At 37.4% G+C, this 23,142-nt stretch carries 23 protein-coding genes; 14 read left to right on the top strand and 9 right to left on the bottom strand.

Translation table 11 applies throughout. The features are described 5' to 3' along the window. Positions 1-79 precede the first annotated feature (79 nt). The 9 genes from hflX to J2Y40_RS10060 all read left to right on the top strand — a co-directional run bounded on the left by hflX (position 80) and on the right by J2Y40_RS10060 (position 9,539). On the top strand, positions 80-1,303 hold the full coding sequence (gene hflX / locus J2Y40_RS10100) for a GTPase HflX (RefSeq protein ID WP_309998733.1): 1,224 nt from the start codon (positions 80-82) through the stop codon (positions 1,301-1,303). Further along, a complete protein-coding gene (locus J2Y40_RS10095; RefSeq protein WP_153397086.1) occupies positions 1,303-1,932 on the top strand; it encodes a DUF4919 domain-containing protein in 630 nt (209 codons plus the stop codon). The genes hflX and J2Y40_RS10095 overlap by 1 nt, the downstream gene beginning before the upstream one ends. A 22-nt stretch (positions 1,933-1,954) precedes the next feature. Continuing rightward, positions 1,955-3,238, top strand: a complete 1,284-nt coding sequence (locus J2Y40_RS10090) for a sodium:proton antiporter (protein WP_153397088.1) — start codon at positions 1,955-1,957, stop codon at positions 3,236-3,238. 41 nt (positions 3,239-3,279) lie between these two features. Further along, positions 3,280-4,002 carry a DNA alkylation repair protein gene (locus tag J2Y40_RS10085; RefSeq protein WP_153397090.1) on the top strand — a complete coding sequence of 241 codons (723 nt, stop codon included), beginning with the start codon at positions 3,280-3,282 and terminating at the stop codon, positions 4,000-4,002. 91 nt (positions 4,003-4,093) lie between these two features. Next, the gene (locus tag J2Y40_RS10080; RefSeq protein WP_153397092.1) at positions 4,094-4,762 is read left to right on the top strand and encodes a hypothetical protein; all 669 of its coding nucleotides are present in this window, start codon (positions 4,094-4,096) and stop codon (positions 4,760-4,762) included. 16 nt (positions 4,763-4,778) lie between these two features. Further along, positions 4,779-6,797 carry a hypothetical protein gene (locus J2Y40_RS10075; RefSeq protein WP_153397094.1) on the top strand — a complete coding sequence of 673 codons (2,019 nt, stop codon included), beginning with the start codon at positions 4,779-4,781 and terminating at the stop codon, positions 6,795-6,797. Then, positions 6,798-8,045 (top strand): hypothetical protein, encoded by a 1,248-nt coding sequence (locus J2Y40_RS10070; RefSeq protein WP_153397096.1) that lies wholly within the window; start codon positions 6,798-6,800, stop codon positions 8,043-8,045. It abuts the gene before it with no gap. Positions 8,046-8,061: 16 nt separating this feature from the next. Then, positions 8,062-8,445, top strand: a complete 384-nt coding sequence (locus tag J2Y40_RS10065; RefSeq protein WP_185151993.1) for a DUF6122 family protein — start codon at positions 8,062-8,064, stop codon at positions 8,443-8,445. A 23-nt stretch (positions 8,446-8,468) separates the two neighbouring features. Beyond that, the gene (locus tag J2Y40_RS10060; RefSeq protein WP_153397098.1) at positions 8,469-9,539 is read left to right on the top strand and encodes a calcium:proton antiporter; all 1,071 of its coding nucleotides are present in this window, start codon (positions 8,469-8,471) and stop codon (positions 9,537-9,539) included. A 64-nt stretch (positions 9,540-9,603) separates the two neighbouring features. Here the strand turns inward: J2Y40_RS10060 and J2Y40_RS10055 are convergent, their stop codons facing one another. Continuing rightward, entirely contained in the window at positions 9,604-9,984 is a 381-nt protein-coding gene (locus J2Y40_RS10055) for a group III truncated hemoglobin (RefSeq protein ID WP_153397100.1), read from the bottom strand. Positions 9,985-10,116: 132 nt separating this feature from the next. Here J2Y40_RS10055 and J2Y40_RS10050 point away from each other — a divergent pair, with 132 nt between their 5' ends. Both J2Y40_RS10050 and J2Y40_RS10045 read left to right on the top strand, forming a co-directional pair. Beyond that, the gene (locus J2Y40_RS10050; protein ID WP_309998727.1) at positions 10,117-10,605 is read left to right on the top strand and encodes a YkgJ family cysteine cluster protein; all 489 of its coding nucleotides are present in this window, start codon (positions 10,117-10,119) and stop codon (positions 10,603-10,605) included. 381 nt (positions 10,606-10,986) lie between these two features. Beyond that, positions 10,987-11,325: a hypothetical protein gene (locus J2Y40_RS10045; RefSeq protein ID WP_309998725.1), complete on the top strand. Its 339-nt coding sequence runs from the start codon at positions 10,987-10,989 to the stop codon at positions 11,323-11,325. Between the two features lie 303 nt (positions 11,326-11,628). Here the strand turns inward: J2Y40_RS10045 and gdhA are convergent, their stop codons facing one another. The 3 genes from gdhA to J2Y40_RS10030 form a co-directional block, all read right to left on the bottom strand. Beyond that, positions 11,629-12,987 carry an NADP-specific glutamate dehydrogenase gene (gene gdhA / locus J2Y40_RS10040; protein ID WP_153397106.1) on the bottom strand — a complete coding sequence of 453 codons (1,359 nt, stop codon included), beginning with the start codon at positions 12,985-12,987 and terminating at the stop codon, positions 11,629-11,631. A gap of 190 nt (positions 12,988-13,177) precedes the next feature. After that, complete coding sequence (gene dprA / locus J2Y40_RS10035; RefSeq protein ID WP_153397107.1) at positions 13,178-14,287, bottom strand: DNA-processing protein DprA; 1,110 nt, start codon at positions 14,285-14,287, stop codon at positions 13,178-13,180. A 34-nt stretch (positions 14,288-14,321) separates the two neighbouring features. Beyond that, complete coding sequence (locus J2Y40_RS10030) at positions 14,322-15,089, bottom strand: rhomboid family intramembrane serine protease (protein ID WP_153397109.1); 768 nt, start codon at positions 15,087-15,089, stop codon at positions 14,322-14,324. A 252-nt stretch (positions 15,090-15,341) separates the two neighbouring features. On the opposite strand from J2Y40_RS10030, the gene J2Y40_RS10025 reads away from it, so the two are divergent. Then, on the top strand, positions 15,342-16,268 hold the full coding sequence (locus J2Y40_RS10025) for a DUF3078 domain-containing protein (RefSeq protein ID WP_153397111.1): 927 nt from the start codon (positions 15,342-15,344) through the stop codon (positions 16,266-16,268). Between the two features lie 215 nt (positions 16,269-16,483). Then, a complete protein-coding gene (locus J2Y40_RS10020; RefSeq protein WP_153397113.1) occupies positions 16,484-17,407 on the top strand; it encodes a DUF3078 domain-containing protein in 924 nt (307 codons plus the stop codon). A gap of 68 nt (positions 17,408-17,475) precedes the next feature. Here the strand turns inward: J2Y40_RS10020 and sufD are convergent, their stop codons facing one another. The 5 genes from sufD to J2Y40_RS09995 form a co-directional block, all read right to left on the bottom strand. After that, a complete protein-coding gene (gene sufD, locus J2Y40_RS10015) occupies positions 17,476-18,783 on the bottom strand; it encodes a Fe-S cluster assembly protein SufD (RefSeq protein WP_185152049.1) in 1,308 nt (435 codons plus the stop codon). A 113-nt stretch (positions 18,784-18,896) separates the two neighbouring features. Then, positions 18,897-19,640, bottom strand: coding sequence for a Fe-S cluster assembly ATPase SufC (gene sufC / locus J2Y40_RS10010; RefSeq protein WP_153397115.1), 744 nt, complete (start codon positions 19,638-19,640; stop codon positions 18,897-18,899). An 18-nt stretch (positions 19,641-19,658) separates the two neighbouring features. Then, positions 19,659-20,165 carry a GNAT family N-acetyltransferase gene (locus J2Y40_RS10005; RefSeq protein WP_153397117.1) on the bottom strand — a complete coding sequence of 169 codons (507 nt, stop codon included), beginning with the start codon at positions 20,163-20,165 and terminating at the stop codon, positions 19,659-19,661. Between the two features lie 7 nt (positions 20,166-20,172). After that, positions 20,173-21,621: a Fe-S cluster assembly protein SufB gene (gene sufB, locus J2Y40_RS10000; RefSeq protein WP_153397119.1), complete on the bottom strand. Its 1,449-nt coding sequence runs from the start codon at positions 21,619-21,621 to the stop codon at positions 20,173-20,175. Positions 21,622-21,704: 83 nt separating this feature from the next. Beyond that, positions 21,705-22,034, bottom strand: a complete 330-nt coding sequence (locus J2Y40_RS09995) for an iron-sulfur cluster assembly accessory protein (RefSeq protein WP_153397121.1) — start codon at positions 22,032-22,034, stop codon at positions 21,705-21,707. A gap of 201 nt (positions 22,035-22,235) precedes the next feature. Here J2Y40_RS09995 and J2Y40_RS09990 point away from each other — a divergent pair, with 201 nt between their 5' ends. Next, positions 22,236-23,141 (top strand): GLPGLI family protein, encoded by a 906-nt coding sequence (locus J2Y40_RS09990; protein WP_309998716.1) that lies wholly within the window; start codon positions 22,236-22,238, stop codon positions 23,139-23,141. Position 23,142 lies beyond the last annotated feature (1 nt).

Raw genomic sequence — 23,142 nt, 5'->3', positions numbered from 1 at the left:
GCAGTTAATTAAAAATAGATTTTGTTTTTTTTCCTGAAAAATGGTAACTTGTGAAAATCACAAACATAGATAGAACTTAATGCTAGAAAAGAAAGAACATAATTATGAAAAGGCGGTTTTGGTAGGTTTGGTTACCAAAGACCAGGACGAGGAAAAACTAAAAGAATATATGGACGAGCTGGAGTTCCTTGCCTACACGGCAGGAGCAACAGTTGAAAAAAGGTTCACCCAAAAATTATCACAGCCGGACTCCAAAACGTTTGTAGGGAGTGGGAAAGCACTGGAAATTAAAGACTATGTGAAAGAACATGAGATTGGAACAGTGATCTTTGATGATGAACTTTCCCCTTCACAGCTTAAAAACCTGGAAAGGGAAATGGAAGTCAAAATATTAGACCGGACCAATCTTATTCTTGATATTTTTGCGCAAAGAGCGCAAACGTCTTATGCAAGAACCCAGGTGGAGCTGGCACAGTACGAATACCTGCTTCCAAGACTGACAAGAATGTGGACCCACCTTGAAAGACAGAGGGGGGGAATCGGGATGAGAGGTCCGGGGGAAACCGAAATTGAAACAGACCGTCGTATCATCCGTGACAGGATCTCTTTGCTTAAAGAGAAACTGAAGACCATAGACAAACAGATGGCCACCCAGCGTAACAACAGAGGAAAGATGGTGCGTGCTGCTTTGGTGGGATATACCAACGTAGGAAAATCTACGCTGATGAACACCCTTTCAAAATCAGAAGTTTTCGCTGAAAATAAGTTATTTGCAACGTTGGATACTACCGTAAGAAAAGTGGTGATTGGAAATCTTCCGTTCCTGCTGACGGATACCGTAGGGTTTATCAGAAAGCTCCCTACTCAGCTGGTAGAATCATTTAAATCTACTTTGGATGAGGTGAGAGAATCGGATTTACTAATTCACGTGGTAGATATCTCGCATGAAAGCTTTGAAGATCATATTACGTCAGTTAACCAGATTCTTCAGGAGATTGATGCCCACAGAAAGCCTATGATCATGGTTTTCAATAAAATTGATGACTTCAGCTATGAGAAAAAAGATGAGGATGATCTGACACCTTCTACCCGTAAAAATATTTCATTAGAAGAGTGGAAAAAGACCTGGATGGCTAAATCCAAATATCCAACCGTTTTCATTTCTGCTCTTACGAAAGAAAATTTCCCGGAGATGAAGAAAATGATCTATGATGAGGTAATGAAGATTCATATTTCCAGATTCCCATACAATGATTTTCTTTTCGAATATTTCGATAACGACGACGAAGAAAACAACGATTAATGAAATATCACTTTTTCCTTTTATTCCTTCTGTTTTCGGTTTTTGGATTTAGCCAGAAATCAAAAATTGATTTAAAAAGTATTGAGAAAAACCTCAAAAATCCGGACTCTCCTTACAATTACGAGAAGCTTATCTTTAAGTACAAAGGATTTCCAAAATCTCTGGACAGCATCGAAGCCCAGCATCTTTACTACGGAAGGAATTTTAGAAATGATAAAATTTCGACAACAGACGACCGTTTTAAAAGCCTTGCGGATGCCTTTAAGCAGAATCATTTTGCAGATTGTATCAAGCTGGGTAAAGATTTGTATGATAAAGACCCTACCAATCTGGACGTTCTTCTTATCCTGCTCCGTACCTATGACTCCCTGAAAGATGCCAATAACTTTGTCCATCATTTGAGCCAGCTTCGGGCACTGACTAACGGCATCAAAGATTCCGGAGACGGAAAATCCGAAAAAACAGCTTACCTGGTCAATTCTGTAGGAGACGAATATATTCTGCTGAACATTCTGAACATTGGAAATGGTTATACCCGAAGTTCAAAACCTGCCAAAGACGGAATGTTTGATATCTGGGAAAAAGACAGTCAAAAACTTTATATTAAAATACTTTATTTAGACTTTTAAAATTCAATAAAAAAAACACTTAGTGGAGTTATATTATTCATTTTCAGCATTAATAGTGCTAGCGTCCATATTTGCCTACCTGAATTACAGATTTCTGAAACTCCCGAGTACGATCGGAATTATGGTAATTGCCATTGTGGTTTCCATTTTTCTGGTGATGTTTGGGGAAACAGTACTTCCGAGAACATTCGGACATCTCAATAAATTGATGAACAGCATTGATTTTACAGAAGTCCTGATGGGGGCCATGCTTAACTTCCTTCTCTTTGCAGGAGGAATTCACATTAATATCAACGATCTTAAGGAACAGTTTCGTCCAGTACTGATATTTTCTACAGTAGGTGTGGTAATTTCTACATTTGTTGTAGGATTTGGAATGTTTTATCTCTTACCGTTCGTAGGGATCAAGCTTCCTTTTATCTATTGTCTGGTATTCGGAGCCCTGATTTCTCCTACCGATCCGGTGGCTGTCCTGAGTGTTTTGAAGCAGGCTAAAGTTTCAAAATCATTAGAAACAAAAGTAGCCGGAGAATCTCTTTTCAACGACGGTATGGCTGTTGTGGTATTTACCGTAGTTATGCAGCTTGCGATTGGAAAAGAAGTGGATCTGGGCGTTGAAAGCATAGGATTATTACTGATGAAAGAAGCCGGGGGAGGAATCCTGCTTGGGGTCCTTCTGGGATGGATAACCTCCAGGCTGATGCGTGAAGTGGATGATTATATTATTTCGGTTCTGGTAACTCTTTCTGTAGTAATGGGAGGATATCTTATCGCCAGACAGATGCATATTTCAGGACCTTTGACGATGGTTGCTGCTGGTCTGTTTATGGGGAATTTCAATGTGAGGTTCAAAATGAAGTCTGTTACTCAGGATTATCTGATTAAGTTCTGGGAACTGATTGATGAGATTCTGAACGCTGTTTTATTCCTGTTCATAGGATTTGAACTTCTGATGATCAAAGATCTTAAGCATTTTATGCTGCCTGGTCTTCTTGCTATTATCGTGGTTTTACTAGCCCGTTTTATTTCGATCTGGGGACCAACGAAATTCATGTCTTTAAGAACAAGGTTTAGTCCGCAGACTGTAAAAGTGCTTGTTTGGGGAGGAATCCGTGGAGGGGTTTCCATTGCATTGGCGATGTCTATTCCGAAGAGTGAATACAGCGAAATTATTTTAAGTATTACCTATTGTGTAGTCGTCTTTTCTATTATTGTTCAGGGACTTACCATTGCTAAAGTGGCCAATCCTAAGCAGATTGCAAAAGAAGAGGAGGAGCAGGAAAGTATTGTTCTGGAAGAGCATTAATATCATAACTTGATCTGTTCATCATAAATATCGTTTTAAAGATGGCCAATAATATAATCAAAGAGATTAAGGAAGCCTTAGCTGTCTTGTCCATTCCTGAAAAAGCGGAATTCTTTCCCAGATTTTTCAAAACAGGAAAGGGAGAATACGGAGAAGGAGATCTCTTTCTTGGAGTGAAAGTTCCGGATCAAAGGTCTGTAGCGAAAGAGTATTATGATAAAATAAGCCTTGAAGAATTGAGCATACTGCTTTCATCAGAGTATCATGAGCATAGGCTTACAGCTCTCTTTATGCTGATCACCAAGTTTGAAAAAACAAAAGACATCAGAATAAAAGAAAGAATTATTACTTTTTACCTGAACCATCTTCCCCATGTCAATAACTGGGATCTGGTAGACTCAAGCTGTTATAAAATATTAGGACGGTATGCTTTTGAAAATCAAAAAGAAAATTTATTGAGAGACCTTTCAGATTCTGATGAAATGTGGCATAAAAGAATAGCCGTTGTGGGAACGATGCATTACGTTAAAAAAGGGTCGTATGAACTGACTAAAGAATTTGTCACCAAAAACCTGAAACATCCGCATGATCTGATGCACAAAGCAAATGGCTGGCTGCTAAGGGAAATGGGGAACAAAAACGAACAGGAACTGATCTCTTACCTCAATCAATATTACAAAGAAATGCCAAGAACCTGCCTGAGATATGCCATTGAAAAACTTGATGAAGACCTTAGACAGGATTATCTGAAAGGGAGAGTATAAAGGCATCCCTTCAGATCATAAAAAAACCAATGGAATCCGGTATTTTACACCGATAAAAAATTAAGTAGTTTTGTATTTTAAAAACTCAATTATGAAGAACGTAATCAGGTTGTTTTTACTTTGCTTTCCTTTGATGCTGCTCACAAGCTGTTTTGATATTGTAGACAAAGCCTCCGTAAAAGCAGACGGAACAGGGGAATATACCATCATTGTGAATGCCAGCAAGAGCAAAACAAGACTGGCTTCGATCTCTAAAATGGAAACGATCAATGGGAAAAAAGTTCCGAAAAAATCTGAAATTGAAAATAAGATCAGTGAAGCGGCCAGAATTTTCAAGGCAACCCCGGGAATCAGCAATGTAAAGACTACGATGGACTTTGATAATTACATCATTAAGCTAAGCTGTAATTTTAAGAAAATTGAAAACATCAATGCCGGGCTGGAGCAGCTGAAATCAAAAAATATTCTTGGGAAAATGATTCCTACCCAGATTTACGGACAGAGCCTTGAGAAAAAATCGTTTACCAGAAATAAAGTAAACACTTTTAAAGCAGACTACGATAAAATGAGCAAGGCAGATAAAGAAGTATTCAATAATGCTAAATATACTTCTGTTTTGCAGTTTGAAAACACTATAAAATCGCAATCTAACAGTTCTTACCAGCTTTCTCCCAATAAGAAAGCCGTAAAACTTGAAGCAGATGTTTTAGACCTGATCCTTCAGAAAAAACAGATGCAAAATATTATTATCTTTCAATAAAAAGTACTTTTCAGCCATGAAATCTATCCTATTAAAAACACAAAAGATCACCTTTTTACTTTTTGGTTTTGCGCTCGCTTTTGCACAGAACAGCATGAAGCTTCCTAAAGATGCCGTATTTTATATGGAAATCAATGGGAAACAGCTTAATAATAAAATAAACTGGGAGAAATTTAATCCTTTACTGCAGGAAATAACGAAAAGCAGCAAAGAAAAAGCCTCATGGAATGATTATTCCAAAACCGGGATCAAATATGATGAAGTTCAGTACCATTATGCCTGCTTTAGTGATTCTGTAAAAACCTATACAGCTCATTTTATTTTAGATAACAAAGATAAATTCAAAGAGTTTATTAATTCTACAAAGAAAAAAGGACAGGAAGTTTCCCAGAAAAATAACTACTCTTATGTTGATCTGGATGATGATGTATTTGTTGCCTGGAATGATAAGCGCGCAGTACTGAGTCTTGTAAGCTATACCAAACCTTATAAGGATTTATGGGCAGAAGAAGCAGTGGCAGACAGCGCCGCAATTGCAGTAGATTCAACAGCTGAAGCAGTAATAGACAGTGCTTATGTAGTAGAACCGGAAAGACCTTTTAACTATAAAGAGGAAATAAAAGATCTGAAAGACCAGATCAAATATCTTAAAGAAAGCATCAAAGAAAGCAACACTGAAATTACGAGAATTCAGAAGGATATCAAGTATCTGGAAAAACACCATAAATATCCTGAAGAGAAAAAGCAGCCGGACTATGAAGGGGAAGACGAAATGACTGAAGAAGAGGAGTATTCTATTGCAGAAGCAGATTCAGCGTATCAAAAAGAACAGGATTCTATCAGAAGAGAAAACTTCAAGGTTGTGAAAAAACTGGCAGAGGATGCATTCGACCGGTATTTCAGTTCAAATTTAGAAATTGAAGTGCCTAAGGATAAACTTAATTTCCGCGATGCCAATTCAGATGTTTTTATCTATACAGACTACGGAAGAATGGTGAATGAAGGGCTTTATGGGAGAATGATGAGAGGATATAATTTCAGTCAGTTCCTTGGAAGAGCGTACAACTCGGATTCTGCTTATAACCTGTATTTTGATAAGGATAAAGTAAAACTGATTAATAATTATCAGCATAAAAATTCCGATATTCAGAAGAGTATTTCAGAGGTTTATAAAGGAAAGAAAAACAAAAAGCTGGCAGCACTTATCAACGATAAAAGTTTAGGATATTACGTGATGAATATCAACGGAAGAAAATCTTTTGATATGATGTATGATCTGCTTAAAGATACAGGAGAAGGAGAATATCAGAAAGAAATGGAACTGGTGATGGAAACCATGAAGATCATTCTGGATGAAGAGGCGATCAGCAAAATAGCCCCAGGAAACGGGATTTTCGTTCTGAATGAGCTGAAGCCAAAAACAGTGGATTACACAGATTACGAATACGATGAAGATTACAATGCAAAAGAAGTGAAAAAGACGAAGGAAGTAATGGTTCCTAACTTCACCTTTGCATTTGCTACGGAAAATGAAGGCTACTGGAACCGTGTTTTCAATTTACTGGTGACCAATAAAGATCTGGCTAAAAAGTTTACAAAAACAGGAGATTTTTATGCTTTTAAAGATGAAAAGGGCGGAGGCTATCTTGACCAGATGTTCTTTACGGTGAAAGACGGTGTCGTTTATCTTACTTCTTTTAAAGATAATATCAATCCTAAAAACCAGTCCGAGGTTTCTAAAAAATGGGCAAAAGATTCATCTAAATATCCGTTGTCAGGAAGACTGGATCTGCAGAGAGTTTTAGTAGGTCTTGAAAGAGAATTCAAGAGCCCTTCAGAAAGAAAGACTTTGGATCTGATCAGAAAAAATGTAGGAGAAGTGTATTATAAAACAGAGGTGAAAAACAACAGCATTCAGACAGAAGCAGATTATAACATCAAAAATTCTTCTGAAAACAGCCTGATGTATTTCTTTGATCTTTTCGATGAAATTTATAAAATAAAAGAAGCCGATAAAAAGCCACCTATATTATAAATGAAGAAAAAGAAACTGATTGCCTGGCTGATCATTCCGCTGGCCGCCGTTATATATTTTGTGTTTTTTTATAAAGACAAAACCTTACAATTTGTCCCGGAAAATGCAGATGCTGTGGTTTTGATTGATGTGAAGAAACTGGCGGGACAGTACGTTTTCAGTCTTACAACACATCCATCGTTGTGGTTTAATGATGCAGAAGAAAAAAAAGAACATATTGCTTTAAAAGATTCGGGGATTCGTATCCCCGATTTTTTGCAGATATTCCACCTGAAGAATACGAAATTCACCGAGTGGTACACTGCGGTTGAACTCAAAGATCAACCCAAATTTCTAACCTATTTAAAGCAGCAGAAGTTTAAAGATAAGGGGAATAGTCTTTATCAGAAAGACCAGATTTTCATTAAAATCGGAAAGGGTTACTGTATCTTCGGGACTTCTGACCGGGCTTTAAAAAATACGGATTCAGATTTTTTTAAGGCTTCAGAGAAGAAAAAATATAATGCAGATCATTTCATCAACAGAACATTAGGAAGCTTTTCTTTTATTTCAGGACAAAACATCAGTAATTTTTCCATTGATCTCAGGGATGATGAAATTGAGATTAAAAATGCTGATGGATCGGCAGACTTTACTTCTGTTATTGCTGAATTTCAAGGGAAGAGCCACTTTTTAGAAATGCAATTGGATGCCGGAAATATGAAAAACCTTAGCCGTTTTTTTAATAAAAGCATCAGTGATTCAGCTGGGATCAGCCATATGAAAGGTATCGCTGATCTGGAGCAGGTAAACGATACCATTATCACTTACGGGTATGATGATAATTTCAATGAAGTGGAGCAGAAAAGCTATCAGAAGATTGTTCAGCCTAAGTATGCTATTTCACTTCTAACTCCGGATCCTGAGAAAACATGGGCCTATTTTCAAAATAAAAAATGGATCAATGCACAGAACCAGCTGACGATTATTCCGTTTCAGCCGAATACGGTGTCTAAAAGTCAAAAAGCGGTCATCATAAGATCTTCCGGAAATCTGGAACCCCTGTCTCGGAATGAGAAGGAAAATTATATTTTTATCAGAAATAATGCTTTGCTCTATTCCTCTTTAAAAAGTTTAACAGAACGCGAGAAGAAATTGATGTCAGATATAGAGTATATCTTTTATGGAAACAAAGGGCAGGACCATTATATTAAACTGAAAGCAAAGAAAGGAGATCTTCCTCTCATTTTAAGGAGATCATTTTTATAATAAAAACGATTTGTAGATGACGGTGCCTTCTGAAATTATATTGATAAAACAAATCACTCATTACTTTTTACATCTGGTGTTTCCGGTGTTTATTGCCTTGGTTTTTTTTCGTGAAAATTGGAAAAAGGCTTATTTTATTATGCTGGCTACCATGCTTGTGGATCTGGATCACCTTTTTGCCAATCCTATATTTGATCCGTCCAGAAACAGTATTGGGTTTCATTTTTTGCATTCATATTACGCTATTGCTGTTTATTTTTTAATGCTGTTCTTTAAAGGGAATATCAGGATTGCAGCTGTTGGTCTTTTATTCCATATGTTGACAGATTTTCAGGACTTTAATCTATGGGGCATTAAAATATCATTAATATTATCTCAGGATATTTCAAAATTCATATAGTTTTTGTATTTTGTAGACACTTTATGAAATTAAAAGAACTTTTACATTACACGTATATTTTTCCCATTCTGGCAGTAGTTTATTATTTTTCCGGATTGATGGGAGGAGGAGTCATTTATGATGTTATTGCAGGGATCCTGCTTACAGGAAGCGTTCTGTCAGCAGTGCATCATGCCGAAATGGTCGCTCATAAAGTAGGAGAACCCTTTGGAACCATTATTCTTGCGCTTTGTATCACTATTATTGAAGTGGCCTTAATTATATCACTTATGGTTGCCGGAGGAGATCAGGCCATCACGTTGGCCAGAGATACTGTTTTTGCTGCGGTAATGCTTATTCTGAATGGTATTTTGGGAATCTGTATTCTGGTAGGAGGGGTAAAATATCACGAACAGTTCTTTGCCAGAACATCTGCAACGACTTATCTGGTAAGTATTGTTTCTATTCTGATCCTGACATTGGTTCTTCCTAATTTTACCTCAAGTGTCAACGGTCCTTTCTATAATGAAGCTCAGCTTGTTTTTGTATCCATTGCCTGTCTTGTCATTTATGGAGTATTCCTGATGGTTCAGACGGTAAGACACAGAAGCTATTTTATTGTGCCTGATGAACACCCGGAAGAACATTATATCCCGACATTCACGAAAACAGTGATAAGCTTTGGATTCCTGGTTGTCTGCCTGGCAATCGTTGTAATGATGGCAAAAGGACTTTCAGGAACTATTGAAGATATGGTTCAGAGTATAGGTGCTCCAAAATCTTTGGTAGGAGTGATTATTGCTGCAGTAGTGCTTCTTCCTGAAGGGGTAGCGGCTATTCGTGCGGCAAGAAGCAATCAGATCCAGTCCAGTTTAAACCTGGCATTAGGTTCTGCACTGGCCAGTATAGGACTGACGATTCCTGCGGTTTCTACGGTGTGTATTCTGTATGATATTCCTTTGGTGCTGGGATTGGATAAAAAAGATATTATCCTGCTTTCGCTCTCCGTATTTATCGTAATGCTTTCATTAAGCCGTGGAAAGACGAATATTCTTTACGGAACAGTGCTTTTAGTGAATCTGGCAGCGTATATTTTTACAGTAATCGTTCCTTAAAAACAGGAAGTATAATTGTGGTTTTTTGAATTTATAGGCTAGAAATAATCTATTCTGTGGTCTGCTAAAGTCTTCTTGCCAGTTCCATTTTGAAGGCCATCAGTTTAGCGATATTTTCGGATTTGTAGACCGCCATATCAGCATTTTCTCCGATGAAATTTTCTTCAATGGTCTGTTTCCAGAGTTCCAGCCAACGGTTGAAATGTTTCTGTTCCATCGCCTGGATTTCATTGATGGGAAAGTGCACCCCCATAGGATTTCCTTTGTAAGTCATCTGTCCAAACAGAATCGATTCCCAGAATGAATACATTTTAGGAAGATGTTTGTTCCAGTCTACTTTGGCGATATCGTTGAAGAAAAATCCAATCGTCTCGTCCTTAACTACTTTGGTGTAAAATGAATTGACCAGATGTTCAATATCTTCTCGGGATTCCAGTTTTTTCATAGTCCAAATGTACAGTAAATTCAATTGATAAATTCAATCCTTAGCTTGATAAATTTCATGAAAACAATATTTTATCTTTGCAAAAGAAAAGCAGACTGCCTCATGGGCAAATAACAATCAGGCAGAAAGAATATGGATTTAGATTTTTACAAAAAACAGGCTTTACAGAAGCAAAAGGAACATAAGAAGTTTTTGGACGGATTAAAGAAGAAACCGCCTAAAAACCTCGATTATATCGTTCAGGAAACCCATGATGAAGTGTTTGATGAAATCAACTGTCTTCAATGCGCCAATTGCTGCAAAACTACAGGACCTTTATACGCCGAAAAGGACATTGAACGTATTGCGAAGTACCTCCGGATGAAACCTGCAGATTTTGAAACGAAATTTTTAAGAGTGGATGAAGATCAGGACAAAGTGCTGCAACATCTTCCGTGTTTTTTCCTGAACAGTGATAATACATGCTCAATTTATGAAGTAAGGCCTAAAGCCTGCCGCGAATATCCGCATACCGACCGGAAAAAGATCTACCAGATCAATCACCTGATGCTGAAAAATACAGTAATCTGTCCCGCAGCCTACGAATTTGTAGAGAAAATGATGAAGAATATTAGCCGATAAAGCCTGAAGAAAGGAAGTTTAAGAATTCTGAAAAACAAAAGATTGTCATTTTAACAATCCTTTAGGAGCAATCCGCCTCAATTAGTTATTCTATTGGAATACTTTCAGAAGTGCGCTTAACTGTGAGAAACTTCCATCCTCCATCTTCCTTTCTTCTCATCAAAAAATTTCATTAATTTTTGTATTCAATGTTCTGTAAATGGCTTTCATAATTAGGCTTAACCACAAATAACTCCCATTTTCTAACCTCCATCTTCCATCTCAACTGCATTTTTCAAAATTCCTCTTAAATAATTATAAAGTACGTTAAATAAGGACTTTACAGATAATTTAATGAAAAATGTTTCGTTTAAACTAAACAACCATTTAAAATATTACATTATGAAAAAGTTAATCTTGGCGGCAGCATTTATGGCAGCCGGAATAGTTACCGTATCAGCCCAGACAGAAACAAAGAAACCAGCTGAGACTACCCCTGCTAAAACTACGACAGCCCAACCACAGACAACGATGCCTGCAGCTACAACTACCGGAACCGTTTCTACAGATGCCGGTGCAACAAAACAAAGCACTACAGCCACAGCTACCGTTGATGCCGCTACGGCTGCTCCAGCTACTGAGGCGACGATGAGCGCAGAAGTAAACACAGAAGCTACAAAACCTTCAAAAGCAACCAAAGAAGATAAAAAAGGCAAAAAGAAAGCAAAGTCATCAAAGTAAATATTTCAGCAAACAGAAAGTAAGTCCTGAAGCATTCTTGTTTCAGGACTTTTTTATGGTAAAGCTCGTTTAATAAAAAAGTCTAAACAGCTTTTGTATTAAAAATTGCCCAATAATAATTTTTGTCCTGCTTTTCGGCTCGTTTTATTACATTCATTTCACAGATAAAGAGCAGCCTATTTAAAAATAAAAAAAGCGCTGTACAATACAGCGCTTTCTCCTTTCACTTTTTACTTTTTTCCCATTGTCCCGGGAACAGGCTATATCAAAAAAGGCCGGGAATTTTCCCAGCCTTGGTTTATTTTATACCACTCCTTGAGCTAACATGGCTTCTGCAACCTTCACGAATCCGGCAATATTGGCGCCTTTTACGTAGTTTACATAACCATCCTCATCTTTTCCGTAGTCTCTACAAGCTTTGTGGATACCGATCATGATTTCCTTCAATCTTGCATCTACCTCTTCAGAAGTCCAGTTAAGACGGATAGAGTTCTGCGTCATTTCAAGACCTGAAGTAGCAACACCTCCGGCATTGGAAGCTTTACCAGGAGAGAATAACACTTTATTATCAAGGAAATAGTTGATAGCATCTAAAGTAGAAGGCATATTTGCAGCCTCAGTTACACAAAGACATCCGTTCTCAACCAATTTCTTAGCATCTTCAAGATCTAATTCATTTTGAGTTGCAGATGGGAATGCTACATCACATTTTACATCCCAAGGACGTTTTCCTGCGTGGAATTCAGCAGATGGATATTTCTTAGCATAATCCTCAGCTCTGTTGTTTCCTGAAGATCTTAGTTCTAATAAATAATCAATTTTTTCTCCACTGATACCATCTTTATCATAGATATATCCATCAGGTCCAGAGATGGTTACTACCTTCGCTCCAAGCTCAGTCGCTTTTTTGATCACTCCCCAGGCTACGTTTCCGAAACCTGAAACCGTTACTGTTTTACCTTCGAAATTCTGTCCGATAGTTTTAAGCATCTGCTCTGCGAAATATACTACACCGTATCCTGTAGCTTCAGGACGGATTAGTGAACCTCCATAGGCAAGACCTTTTCCTGTAAGTACACCGGTAAATTCATTTCTGATTTTCTTATACTGTCCGAATAAATATCCGATTTCTCTTGCTCCTACACCAATATCTCCTGCTGGTACGTCTGTTTCAGGACCGATGTGCTTGCATAATTCAGTCATGAAAGCCTGGCAGAAACGCATTACTTCCATATCAGATTTTCCTTGAGGATCGAAATCAGAACCTCCTTTACCTCCACCCATCGGAAGAGTCGTCAGTGAGTTTTTAAATACCTGCTCGAATGCTAAGAATTTAAGAACTGACAGGTTTACAGTAGGATGGAAACGGATTCCTCCTTTGTATGGTCCGATTGCAGAGTTCATCTGGATTCTGAAACCTCTGTTTACCTGGATCTCTCCTTTATCATCAACCCATGGAACTCTGAAAATAATAATTCTTTCAGCTTCAGCCATTCTCTCAAGAAGTTTCATGCCTGTGTATTCCTTTTTAGTCATAATAAACGGAATTACAGTTACAGCAACTTCTTTTACAGCTTGTAAAAATTCTGGCTCATTAGGATTTTTTGCTTCAATTTTTGCAATAAACTCCTGGATTTTCTGGTCAATATTATATTGTTCCATATACTAAGGTTGAATATTATTGTCAACAAATTTAATTTTTTTTTCAAGATTCACAACACTCTATTTTAACATTGTTAAAAATTAAATAATAATGTTTCGAAATATTATTAAATTGATAATTTGTGTTTAAATTTTATTAAAAATTAAATGTTATGTCTTAAATAATGCAATATTAAGAAATCGTTAATTCTTAAATTGCGGTAAATTGTCTCCCGGAAAATGATTTTACTTTCCCTAAAAGTTCTAATTCTAAAATAACAGGCAGTATTTTGTATGAAGAGATGGAAATTTTCTGCGCCAGATCATCCAGTGTGATCTGTGGATTCTCTTTGATGGATTGATATACTATTTGTTGATTGTCAGAAAGTTGAGTGATTGTTTCACTGTATGGAAAGAGTTCCTCCATTTTCTCTCTGGGATTGTTGATCCCCAAAGAATCTATAAGTTCTCTTACCATAGAAATGGTGGCGGCTTTGTTCTGGGAAATCAGCTGGTTGCATCCCTGGCTGTAAGGATCTGTGATTTTTCCAGGAAGAGCAAAAACTTCCCGGTTATAATCATTGGCAAAGCTTACTGTACTTATAGAACCTCCTCCGAATGCTGTCTCTACAACAATTGTAACAGGTGATAGTCCTGCTATGATTCTGTTTCTCTGGATGAAATTTTCCCGGTCAGGTTTTCTGGACGAGTTGAATTCAGTCAGTAATGCACCGCCTTCCTGAAGAATTTTTTCAGATAGTTTTTTATTTTTTGATGGATACAGGGTGTGAAAGCCATGAGCCAACACAGCTATTGTAGGAATTTTATGATGAACAGACTGTTCATGAACTTCTTTATCAACCCCTAAAGCCAAACCGCTTACCGATATATATTTTGAAGATTGAGTAGCCTCGAAAAAATCCTGAATGAATTGTTTGCCGTAGGAAGTCATATTCCGGGTGCCAACAATACTTATTTTGGGAGCATTTTCGTCAAAACTTCCCTTCTGGTAGAGAATTGCGGGAGCATCGGGACATTCGTTAAGCAGGGAAGGGGTTTCATTTAGGTGTCTCAGTCTGATCTGTACCCCGTTTTTTTCACAGAACTTCAGCTCCTGTTCTGCAAATTCCAGATGTTCTTTATTTCCGATATCAGAAACCGTTTTCCGGCCCAGACCTTCCGTTTTAGAGTACTCTTTTTTTGCTCTTTTCCAGGCCTCTTCGGCACTTCCGAAAGTTTGTATCAGTCTGTGAAAAAGAATATCACCAATAAGGCTGCATTCGCGGAGAGCAATAGTGTAAAGGTGTTCATCAGAGATCATTATGCGTTTTTTATCAAATGTAGTAAATTAAGTTTTATTTTCTCCTTAATTCATCCAGATGATCCCAGATATCGTCTCTTTTTTTATAGGGAAGCTCCATGAAGTCCTCCGGGTGATTTTCTTTATATTCCTGCCATAACTTGTCGTCTTTTTCATTGTAATAATTAGGAAACTCCCAAATAAACTTCTTTTTTTTCTCGCCTACTTTTTTAAAAGCAAATGCAATAATACTTCCTACCACAGCTCCGGAGAGATGGGCCTGCCATGAAATCCTGCTCGGCTCCTGAAGGTTGTAGAACAACTCTTCAGGAAACATACCCCACACAAGACTGCCATAGTATAATACGACCAGCATGGATATGGTAAGCAATTTCATATTCCATTTGAATACTCCGCTGAAAAACAGGAAGAAAGCCAATACATACACCACTCCGCTGGCTCCTATGGTACAGGTATACATATATTCACCTGTGAGAATATCAATAGGAGGAAGCAGCCAGACCAGAAGCCCTGTAGCAAGCCATCCGGTAATGAAAACTTTATTAGCTACCTGAGGGTAAAACTGGTATAAAAGAAACATCAGGACAGCAATCGGAATAGAATTTCCTATAATATGATCTATATTTCCGTGTAAAAAGGGTGAGGTGATTATTCCCAGCAATCCTTCAGGCAGCAGAGGAATAATAGCTCCGAAACAGCTTTGGAAAAAGCCCTGCATCTGGAGGAAATAGCCGAACCACATGGCTGACAGCATCAGCAAAGGATAGAGAACAGCTCTTTTGGAAACAACGTTTTTAAACATGCGGAAAATATGTCAAATCAAAAGCCAATGATAAATTTCGGAAAATTTGTCGAGGTATTTTTCCGGAACCGGTTATTTTAAGACAAAAGGGATTAAATTTTAACACGAAAACGTAATATTCTGACATTGAATTTACTAAATCGAAATAGCATTTAACTGTTTAAATTCAATAGTACTACATGATTTTACAGACTGAATTTTTTTTAAACAAAAATTATATTAATATTTTTGCATTGAAAATTATTTATTGTAATGAAGAAGTTTTTGTTGATTCTTTCCTTTTCTATAGGGATCTATACAAGTGCACAAGAAGAATTGAAAAAAGATTCGGTAGTGACAGATACCGTTAAATACTGGTCGGTTTTAGGAAAAAACAATTTAATGATCAATCAGGCGGCCTTTTCAAACTGGGTTGGCGGGGGAGCCAATAATGTAGGCTGGCTTGCCGGGGTAAACTATAATATCACGTATGAAAAAGACAAAGATCTTTGGGAAAATATTATCGTGATGGATTACGGCCAGAATGATACAAAAGGAGTAGGAGTAAGGAAAACACAGGACGTCATCAATATTTCAACCAATTACGGGAGGAAATTTTCTAAGAGCTGGTATTTTTCTTTAGGTGCCGGCTTCCAATCTCAGTTTTCTTCAGGATATGAAGACGGCAACAACCCGGAAGCAAAGAAAATCTCAAACTTCATGGCTCCGGGATACCTTAATCTCGGTATGGGTATCACCTACAGACCAAATGATAATCTGACTGTAACGCTTCGTCCTACCAATGCCAGATGGACCTTTGTGTTAGATAAAAATCTTCAGCTTGCAGGAAATTATGGTTTGAAAAATGATGGCGATTCTTCATTGCTTCAGTTCGGTTTCCTGGGAACAGCTTTGTATAAGGTAAAACTTATGGAAAATGTAAGCATCAGCAATACTGCTTCCGTCTTTTCAAACTATCTGGATCATCCGGAAAGACTGGTTCTTGCCTATGGAGCAGTATTAAATCTGAAGGTTAATAAATATATCTCGTCCAACATTACCTTGGATTTGTTGTACGATCATAATCAGATTCAGAAAACACAGCTTAAGCAGACCTTGGGCATTGGTTTCGGATATACTCTGAATAACGGAGTAAAACGTTCGGATCGTAAGGACAGCCAATGGTGGCTTAAGAAATAATTTTTTTAAATATCCTATAAAGGCGCTTCATTATAGAAGCGCTTTTTTTGTTCAGAAACAAAAATATTATAAGTTCATTTGGCATATTGTACGTTGTTTTTATGGTATTATTCAAGTTTTTAATGTATTAAATACTAGTTTTAGTATTTCAAAACAAAGTGATTAGTATTTTAACAAAAATTATATGTATATTTTTGTATCGAAAAATCTTAATTATGAAAAAACTTTTATTAGCTGCTTCCATATCTGTTGGAATCGGCGTAATGGCTCAGGAGACAAAGACAGATGCTCCTGCAGCTGATACCGTAAAAGCCTGGTCTATCCAGGGACAGAATACATTAATGCTGAACCAGGCTGCCTTTTCTAACTGGGTAGGGGGAGGAGCCAATAACGTTGGTTGGCTTGCCGGAGTAAATTACAATCTGACTTATGAGAAGGGTAAAGATCTTTGGGAAAACATTATCATTCTGGGATACGGGCAGAATAATACCAAAGGCATCGGAACCAGAAAAACCCAGGATGTTATTAATCTTTCCACGAACTATGGGCGTGAATTTGCTAAAAATTGGTATATTTCAGGCGGAATGAGCCTTCAGACGCAGTTTGCAGCAGGTTATGAAGATGGAAATAATCCGGATGCCAAGAAAATTTCAAACTTCATGGCCCCGGGATATCTTAATGTGGGGGCTGGTGTAACGTATCGTCCTAACGATAACTTTACCATGACTCTTCGTCCTGCCAACGCCCGCTGGACCTTTGTTCTGGATAAAGAGCTGCAGACTGCCGGAACCTATGGTCTGAAAAACGATGGCGACTCTTCTTTATTTCAGTTCGGTTTCTTAGGGACAGCCATCTATAAGCTTAAAATCATGGAAAATATGAGCTTGATCAATACAGCTTCTGTATTTTCCAATTACCTGGATCACCCTGAAAGATTGGTTCTTGGCTACAGCGGAATCCTCAATATGAAGATCAATAAATTTGTTTCTACCAATATTACGCTGGATCTTCTATACGACCACAACCAGATTCAGAAAACCCAGCTGAAACAGACACTGGGAGTTGGTTTTGCTTATAATATAGACAATGGTAGAAAACGTTCGGATAATAAAGATAACCAATCATGGTTAAAGAAATAACGCAGTCAGCATAAAAAACAAAAAAGCACTTCATTTGAAGTGCTTTTTATGTATCAATTGTATATGGATTAAAATTCTATATCTACTCCAAGCTTTTCCGCTAATAATTTTGATATTTTTTCTTTAAGCGGTTCAATATCGATGTTTTGCATCGCATCATTAGCAAAAGCATATAAAAGAAGAGCTTGCGCCTCTTTTTTAGAAATACCTCTCGCTCTTAAATAGAACAGAGCATCTTCATTCAGCTGGCCTACGGTACATCCATGAGAGCATTTTACATCATCTGCAAAAATCTCCAGCTGTGGCTTAGTATCGATAGAAGCGCCTTCACTCAGCAATACGTTATTGTTTTGCTGATAAGCATTGGTTTTCTGGGCAATTTTATCTACAAAAACTTTTCCATTGAAAACACCGTGTGCATTGCCATCGAAGATCCCTTTATAGTTCTGGTAGCTTTCACAGTGAGGGAAGTTGTGGTGCACTGCTGTATGATGGTCAACCAACTGATCTTTTCCAATGATCGTAATCCCATTCATGAATGAATTGATATTTGATCCGTTATGAATAAAATCAAGGTTGTTTCTTACCAGTTTACCCCCGAAAGAAAAGGTATTTACAGTGGTTAAGCTGTCTTTTTCCTGTCTTGCAAAAGTATTGTCAATAAGATAAGACGTGTTGTTGTCATTCTGAAGCTTATGCCAGTCTGCTTTTGCATTGGGATGAGTAAAGATTTCAGTCACCGAGTTGGTCAGAACATATGTGCTGTCAAAATTGTGGTGGCTTTCAATAACCTCAACCTTAGCGCCTTCTTCTACGATCAGTAAATTTCTGGTATTGTAGAAGGTGTTTTCTTCCTGGTTCTGAGAAATGTAAAAAACATGGATTGGTTTTTCAATGACCACATTTTTAGGAACCTTCAGGAAGAATCCATACTTGCAATAAGCAAGGTTTAAGTTCGTGAAAGCAGTGTCTTTAGAAGCAATTGTATTAAAATAAGTGTCAAAAACCTCTTTGTGTTTCTCATCATTCAAAGCATAGTTGAATGAAAGGAACTCTACATTTTCAATAGAAATTTTGGACAGTTCTTTATGAAGTTTACCATTTACAAAAACGATCCAGTCAAAATGTTCCTCACCTAAATGAAGCTGGTCAAGCTGTTCTTTAGTGATATTGTGACTTTCTTTCGGGAAAAAATTATAGTTTTTCTCTGTGATCTCTTTTAAGCTGGTATATTTATATTCTTCGTCTTTTTTGGTAGGGAAACCCAGGTTCTCGAATTTCTGAAGCGCCTCTTTTCTGTTTTCATCCAGAAATCTATGACGAAGAGTCTCCAAGAATTCACCGTGGTTGTCAATAATTTGATCGTATAAAGCCATTACTGATATTTCGGCCATCACACCTGATTTATATATTTAAAATAATAATAGTACCGCGGTTTTTCCGCATCTTCAGAAAGGTTTGATAAAATCCCTTCCAAAATATTTTCTTCTTAGTTAAGAAGCCAGTCGTAACCTTTTTCTTCAAGTTCTAATGCCAGAGACTTATCACCGGTTTTGATGATCTTTCCGTCTGCCAGAACGTGAACAAAATCAGGCTGAATATAGTTAAGCAATCTTTGATAGTGAGTGATCAAAAGTACTGCGTTTCCTTCATTTTTAAAATGATTAACACCATCTGCAACAATTCTTAAAGCATCAATGTCTAATCCTGAATCGGTTTCATCAAGAATAGCCAGTTTAGGATTAAGCATCATCATCTGGAAAATTTCATTTCTTTTCTTTTCTCCTCCTGAGAATCCTTCGTTCAGAGATCTTGAAAGGAAGTCTTTCTTGATACCTAGTTTTTCAGATTTTTCACGGATCAGGGCAAGCATTTCTTTAGCAGGCATATCTTCCAGTCCGTTTGCTTTTCTGTTTTCATTCAAAGCTGCTTTGATGAAGTTCGTTACAGAAACTCCTGGAATTTCTACAGGATACTGGAAAGAAAGGAAAATTCCTTTGTGTGCTCTTTCTTCAGGGGCGTCTTCGCTGATTTCCTCTCCTTCGAAAAGAATTTCTCCGTCAGTTACCTCATAATCTTCTTTTCCTGCAATGACAGAAGAAAGGGTAGATTTACCGGCTCCGTTTGGCCCCATAATCGCGTGAACTTCACCCGGTTTTATTTCAAGATTAATACCTTTTAATATTTCTGCGCCATCTTCAATTTTGGCGTGAAGGTTTTTAATTTCTAACATTTTATTTGCTTAAACAAATTATTTTTGAATTCTATATACTAAACTTTCAGGTTGACCCGGGACATCATTAAGGGTCCCGATTTGTATCATACCTGCCTTTTCCAAAACTTTAACAGAAGCTATATTACTGGGACGGACAATTGCGAGTATTTCTTCTTTATTTTCCTCATTAAGCCCAAAATCTATAGCTTTCTTTGTGAACTCTGTGGCGTATCCTTTCCCCCATGCTTCGCAAGCCAGGCGATAACCTAAATTCAGCTTTTCTTCTTCTCCATAGAGTTTATAGCTCAGTCCTCCAAAACCTATTGTGCTTTCGGGAATATCCTTTTCTGCAATCACCCAGCCTCCGAAATTATACTTTTCCCAATGCTCAAGCATTCTGGCAAATGTGCTTTCTGCCTTTTCAAAACTCATCGGTCCGCTTGGATTATGAATATTGGTCCCAGGATCATGATTAATTTCAAAGAATCTTTCAAAATCTTCTTTTACAGGTTTTCTTAAAATTAATCTTTCTGTAGCTATCATCTCTTTATTACCCTACTGATCCTTCCAATGAAATTTCCAATAGTTTTTGTGCTTCAATGGCAAACTCCATCGGAAGTTTATTTAAAACCTCCTTGCTGAAACCGTTAACAATCAAAGCAATGGCCCTTTCTGTATCAATACCTCTCTGGTTACAATAGAAGATCTGATCTTCACCAATTTTTGAAGTCGTTGCCTCATGTTCCAGTTGAGCGGTAGGATCTTTAATTTCAATATATGGGAAAGTATGAGCCCCACATTCATTACCCATCAACAGAGAGTCACACTGAGAGAAGTTTCTGGCTCCTTTGGCAGAAGGCATTACTTTTACCTGACCTCTGTATGAGTTCTGAGATTTTCCGGCAGAGATCCCTTTGGAAATAATCGTTGATTTCGTATTTTTTCCGATGTGGATCATCTTTGTTCCTGTATCAGCATACTGATGATTATTGGTTACAGCGATAGAGTAGAATTCTCCAATCGATCCGTCACCTTTCAGGATACATGAAGGATATTTCCAGGTTACGGCAGAACCAGTTTCAACCTGTGTCCATGAGATTTTTGCATTTTTCTCGCAAAGCCCTCTTTTCGTTACGAAATTGAAAACGCCTCCTTTTCCTTCTTCATTTCCAGGATACCAGTTCTGTACCGTTGAATATTTAATTTCAGCATTATCCATTGCAATCAGTTCAACTACAGCGGCGTGAAGCTGGTTCTCATCTCTTGACGGTGCAGTACATCCTTCAAGATAAGAAACATAACTTCCCTCATCGGCAATCAGAAGCGTTCTTTCAAACTGTCCTGTTCCGGCCTGATTAATTCTGAAATATGTTGAAAGTTCCATTGGACATTTTACTCCTTTAGGAATATAACAGAAACTTCCGTCAGAGAATACCGCGGAGTTCAGTGCAGAGTAAAAATTATCACCTCTCGGAACTACTTTTCCAAGATACTTTCTTACCAGGTCAGGGTGGTTTTTAATGGCTTCTGAGATGGAGCAGAAAATAATTCCTTTTTCCATCAGTGTTTCCTGGAAAGTGGTCTTTACAGAAACAGAGTCCATTACAATATCTACAGCAACTCCTGAAAGCCTTTTCTGTTCCTCAATATTGATTCCCAGTTTTGCAAAAGTCTTTAATAATTCAGGATCTACTTCATCTAAGCTTGCCAGTTCCGGTTTTACTTTTGGAGCAGCATAATAACGGATAGCCTGAAAATCAGGTTTTTCATATTTAATGTTGGCCCACGTCGGTTCCGTCATTTTAAGCCAGATTCTGAAAGACTCCAGACGCCATTCTGTCATCCATTCCGGTTCTTCTTTTTTAGCAGAGATGGCACGGATGATATCTTCATTCAATCCAATCGGGAAATCTTCATAATCAATTTTGGTTTCCCAACCGAACTCATATTTTTTATTTTCTAGATCGACTCTTAAATCGTCTTCAGTATATTTACTCATTATTATTTTTTAGATTTCAGATTTTAGATTTCATTGGCCAGAAACATGCTGAGCCTTGAAATCTAGGATCTTATGTCTTTTCTCTAAAGACTAAATGATTCGCCGCATCCACATGTTCTGGATGCATTAGGATTGTTAAAAACAAACCCTTTTCCGTTCAGTCCTCCTGAATATTCAAGAATAGTTCCTGCTAAATATAGGATCGATTTTTTATCTACAATAATTTTAATGTTATTGTCCTCGAAAATCTGGTCGGAATCTGTTTTTTGGTTGTCAAACTTCAAAACATACTCTAAACCAGAACATCCTCCACTTTTAACCCCTACTCTTATATAATCTTCAAAAGGATTAAAGCCGTCTTCTGTCATCAGCTGGATGGCTTTTTCTTTTGCGTGATCTGATACTTTTATCATTGTATTTATTTAGAATGATTTAATGATGCAAAAATACGAACTAATTTCCGCAATCTCAAATCGAAGATATCTATTTTAATGATTCTGTTCTTAATAGCATGTTTTTTAGTTAAAGTTATATAAATTTTTCCCCTGTCATCTGAGAGACTCTGTTTTGGTTTAACTTTGAATTATATTTTTCATCTATAAAGAAAATTAGTAATGAGACAAAGATTACTTGGCTTTTTTGTGCTGTTAACAACACTGTTCTATGGGCAGACGACAAGATATATTTATGAAACATCTGTAAATCCGGACTCCATTAATCTGGTGAGTATGAAGAAGGAAAGGACTTTTTTGGATATTAAGGGGGCCCGGTCTTTATTTATCAGCGAAAATAAATTGATCAGAGATTCTCTTTTAGCGTCTTTTAAACCGGAAGAAAAGGGAAGCAGCAGAAAAGAGGAGAAAAGTTTTTCTAAACTCAAATTAAAGAAACCTATTGAACCCACTTTTTTTGAGTATTTTATCATGAAAGATATTCCGGAACAGAAAGTGCATTATTATGAAAGGGCAGCGGGAAAACCTGTGTATTATCAGGAAGACAGACCTGTGAAATGGGAAATCACCAATATTGTGGAGAAACAAAATGGATATTCTGCTCAGAAAGCCATTGTTAATTTCGGAGGAAGAACCTGGACTGCGTGGTTTACAAAGGACATCGCTATTTCAGACGGCCCATACAAGTTTTCCGGATTGCCGGGACTGATTGTTAAGCTCGAAGATGACAAAGGAGACTATAAGTTTGATCTTGTTAAAAAAATTATGGTTAATAATGCATTTGAAGAAGCTGTAAATGAAGAAGCCAAACAAAGTACAAGAATTAATTTTAATGGAGATAAGGCAGCGCTGGAGTTAGAGTTTAATAAAAACAGGAGAACAATGACAGCCGGGAATACTAATTTCACCGGCGGAAGACACGGAGGCGGAATAGATGGAGGCGGCCGTTCGGGAGGAATGCACAGGGGAATGGGAGGCGAAAATAGTAATCTCTCTATGCAGAGTTCCGCAATAGAAAACTTAACAATGAAACATGATGTCAGTCAAAACCCAATTGAATTAAAATAAA

Source organism: Chryseobacterium sp. 2987 (assembly GCF_031456375.1).
GTDB classification, from domain to species: domain Bacteria; phylum Bacteroidota; class Bacteroidia; order Flavobacteriales; family Weeksellaceae; genus Chryseobacterium; species Chryseobacterium vaccae.
The sequence above is the reverse complement of the archived record's forward strand: the minus strand, read 5'-3'. Positions and strand labels throughout refer to the sequence as shown.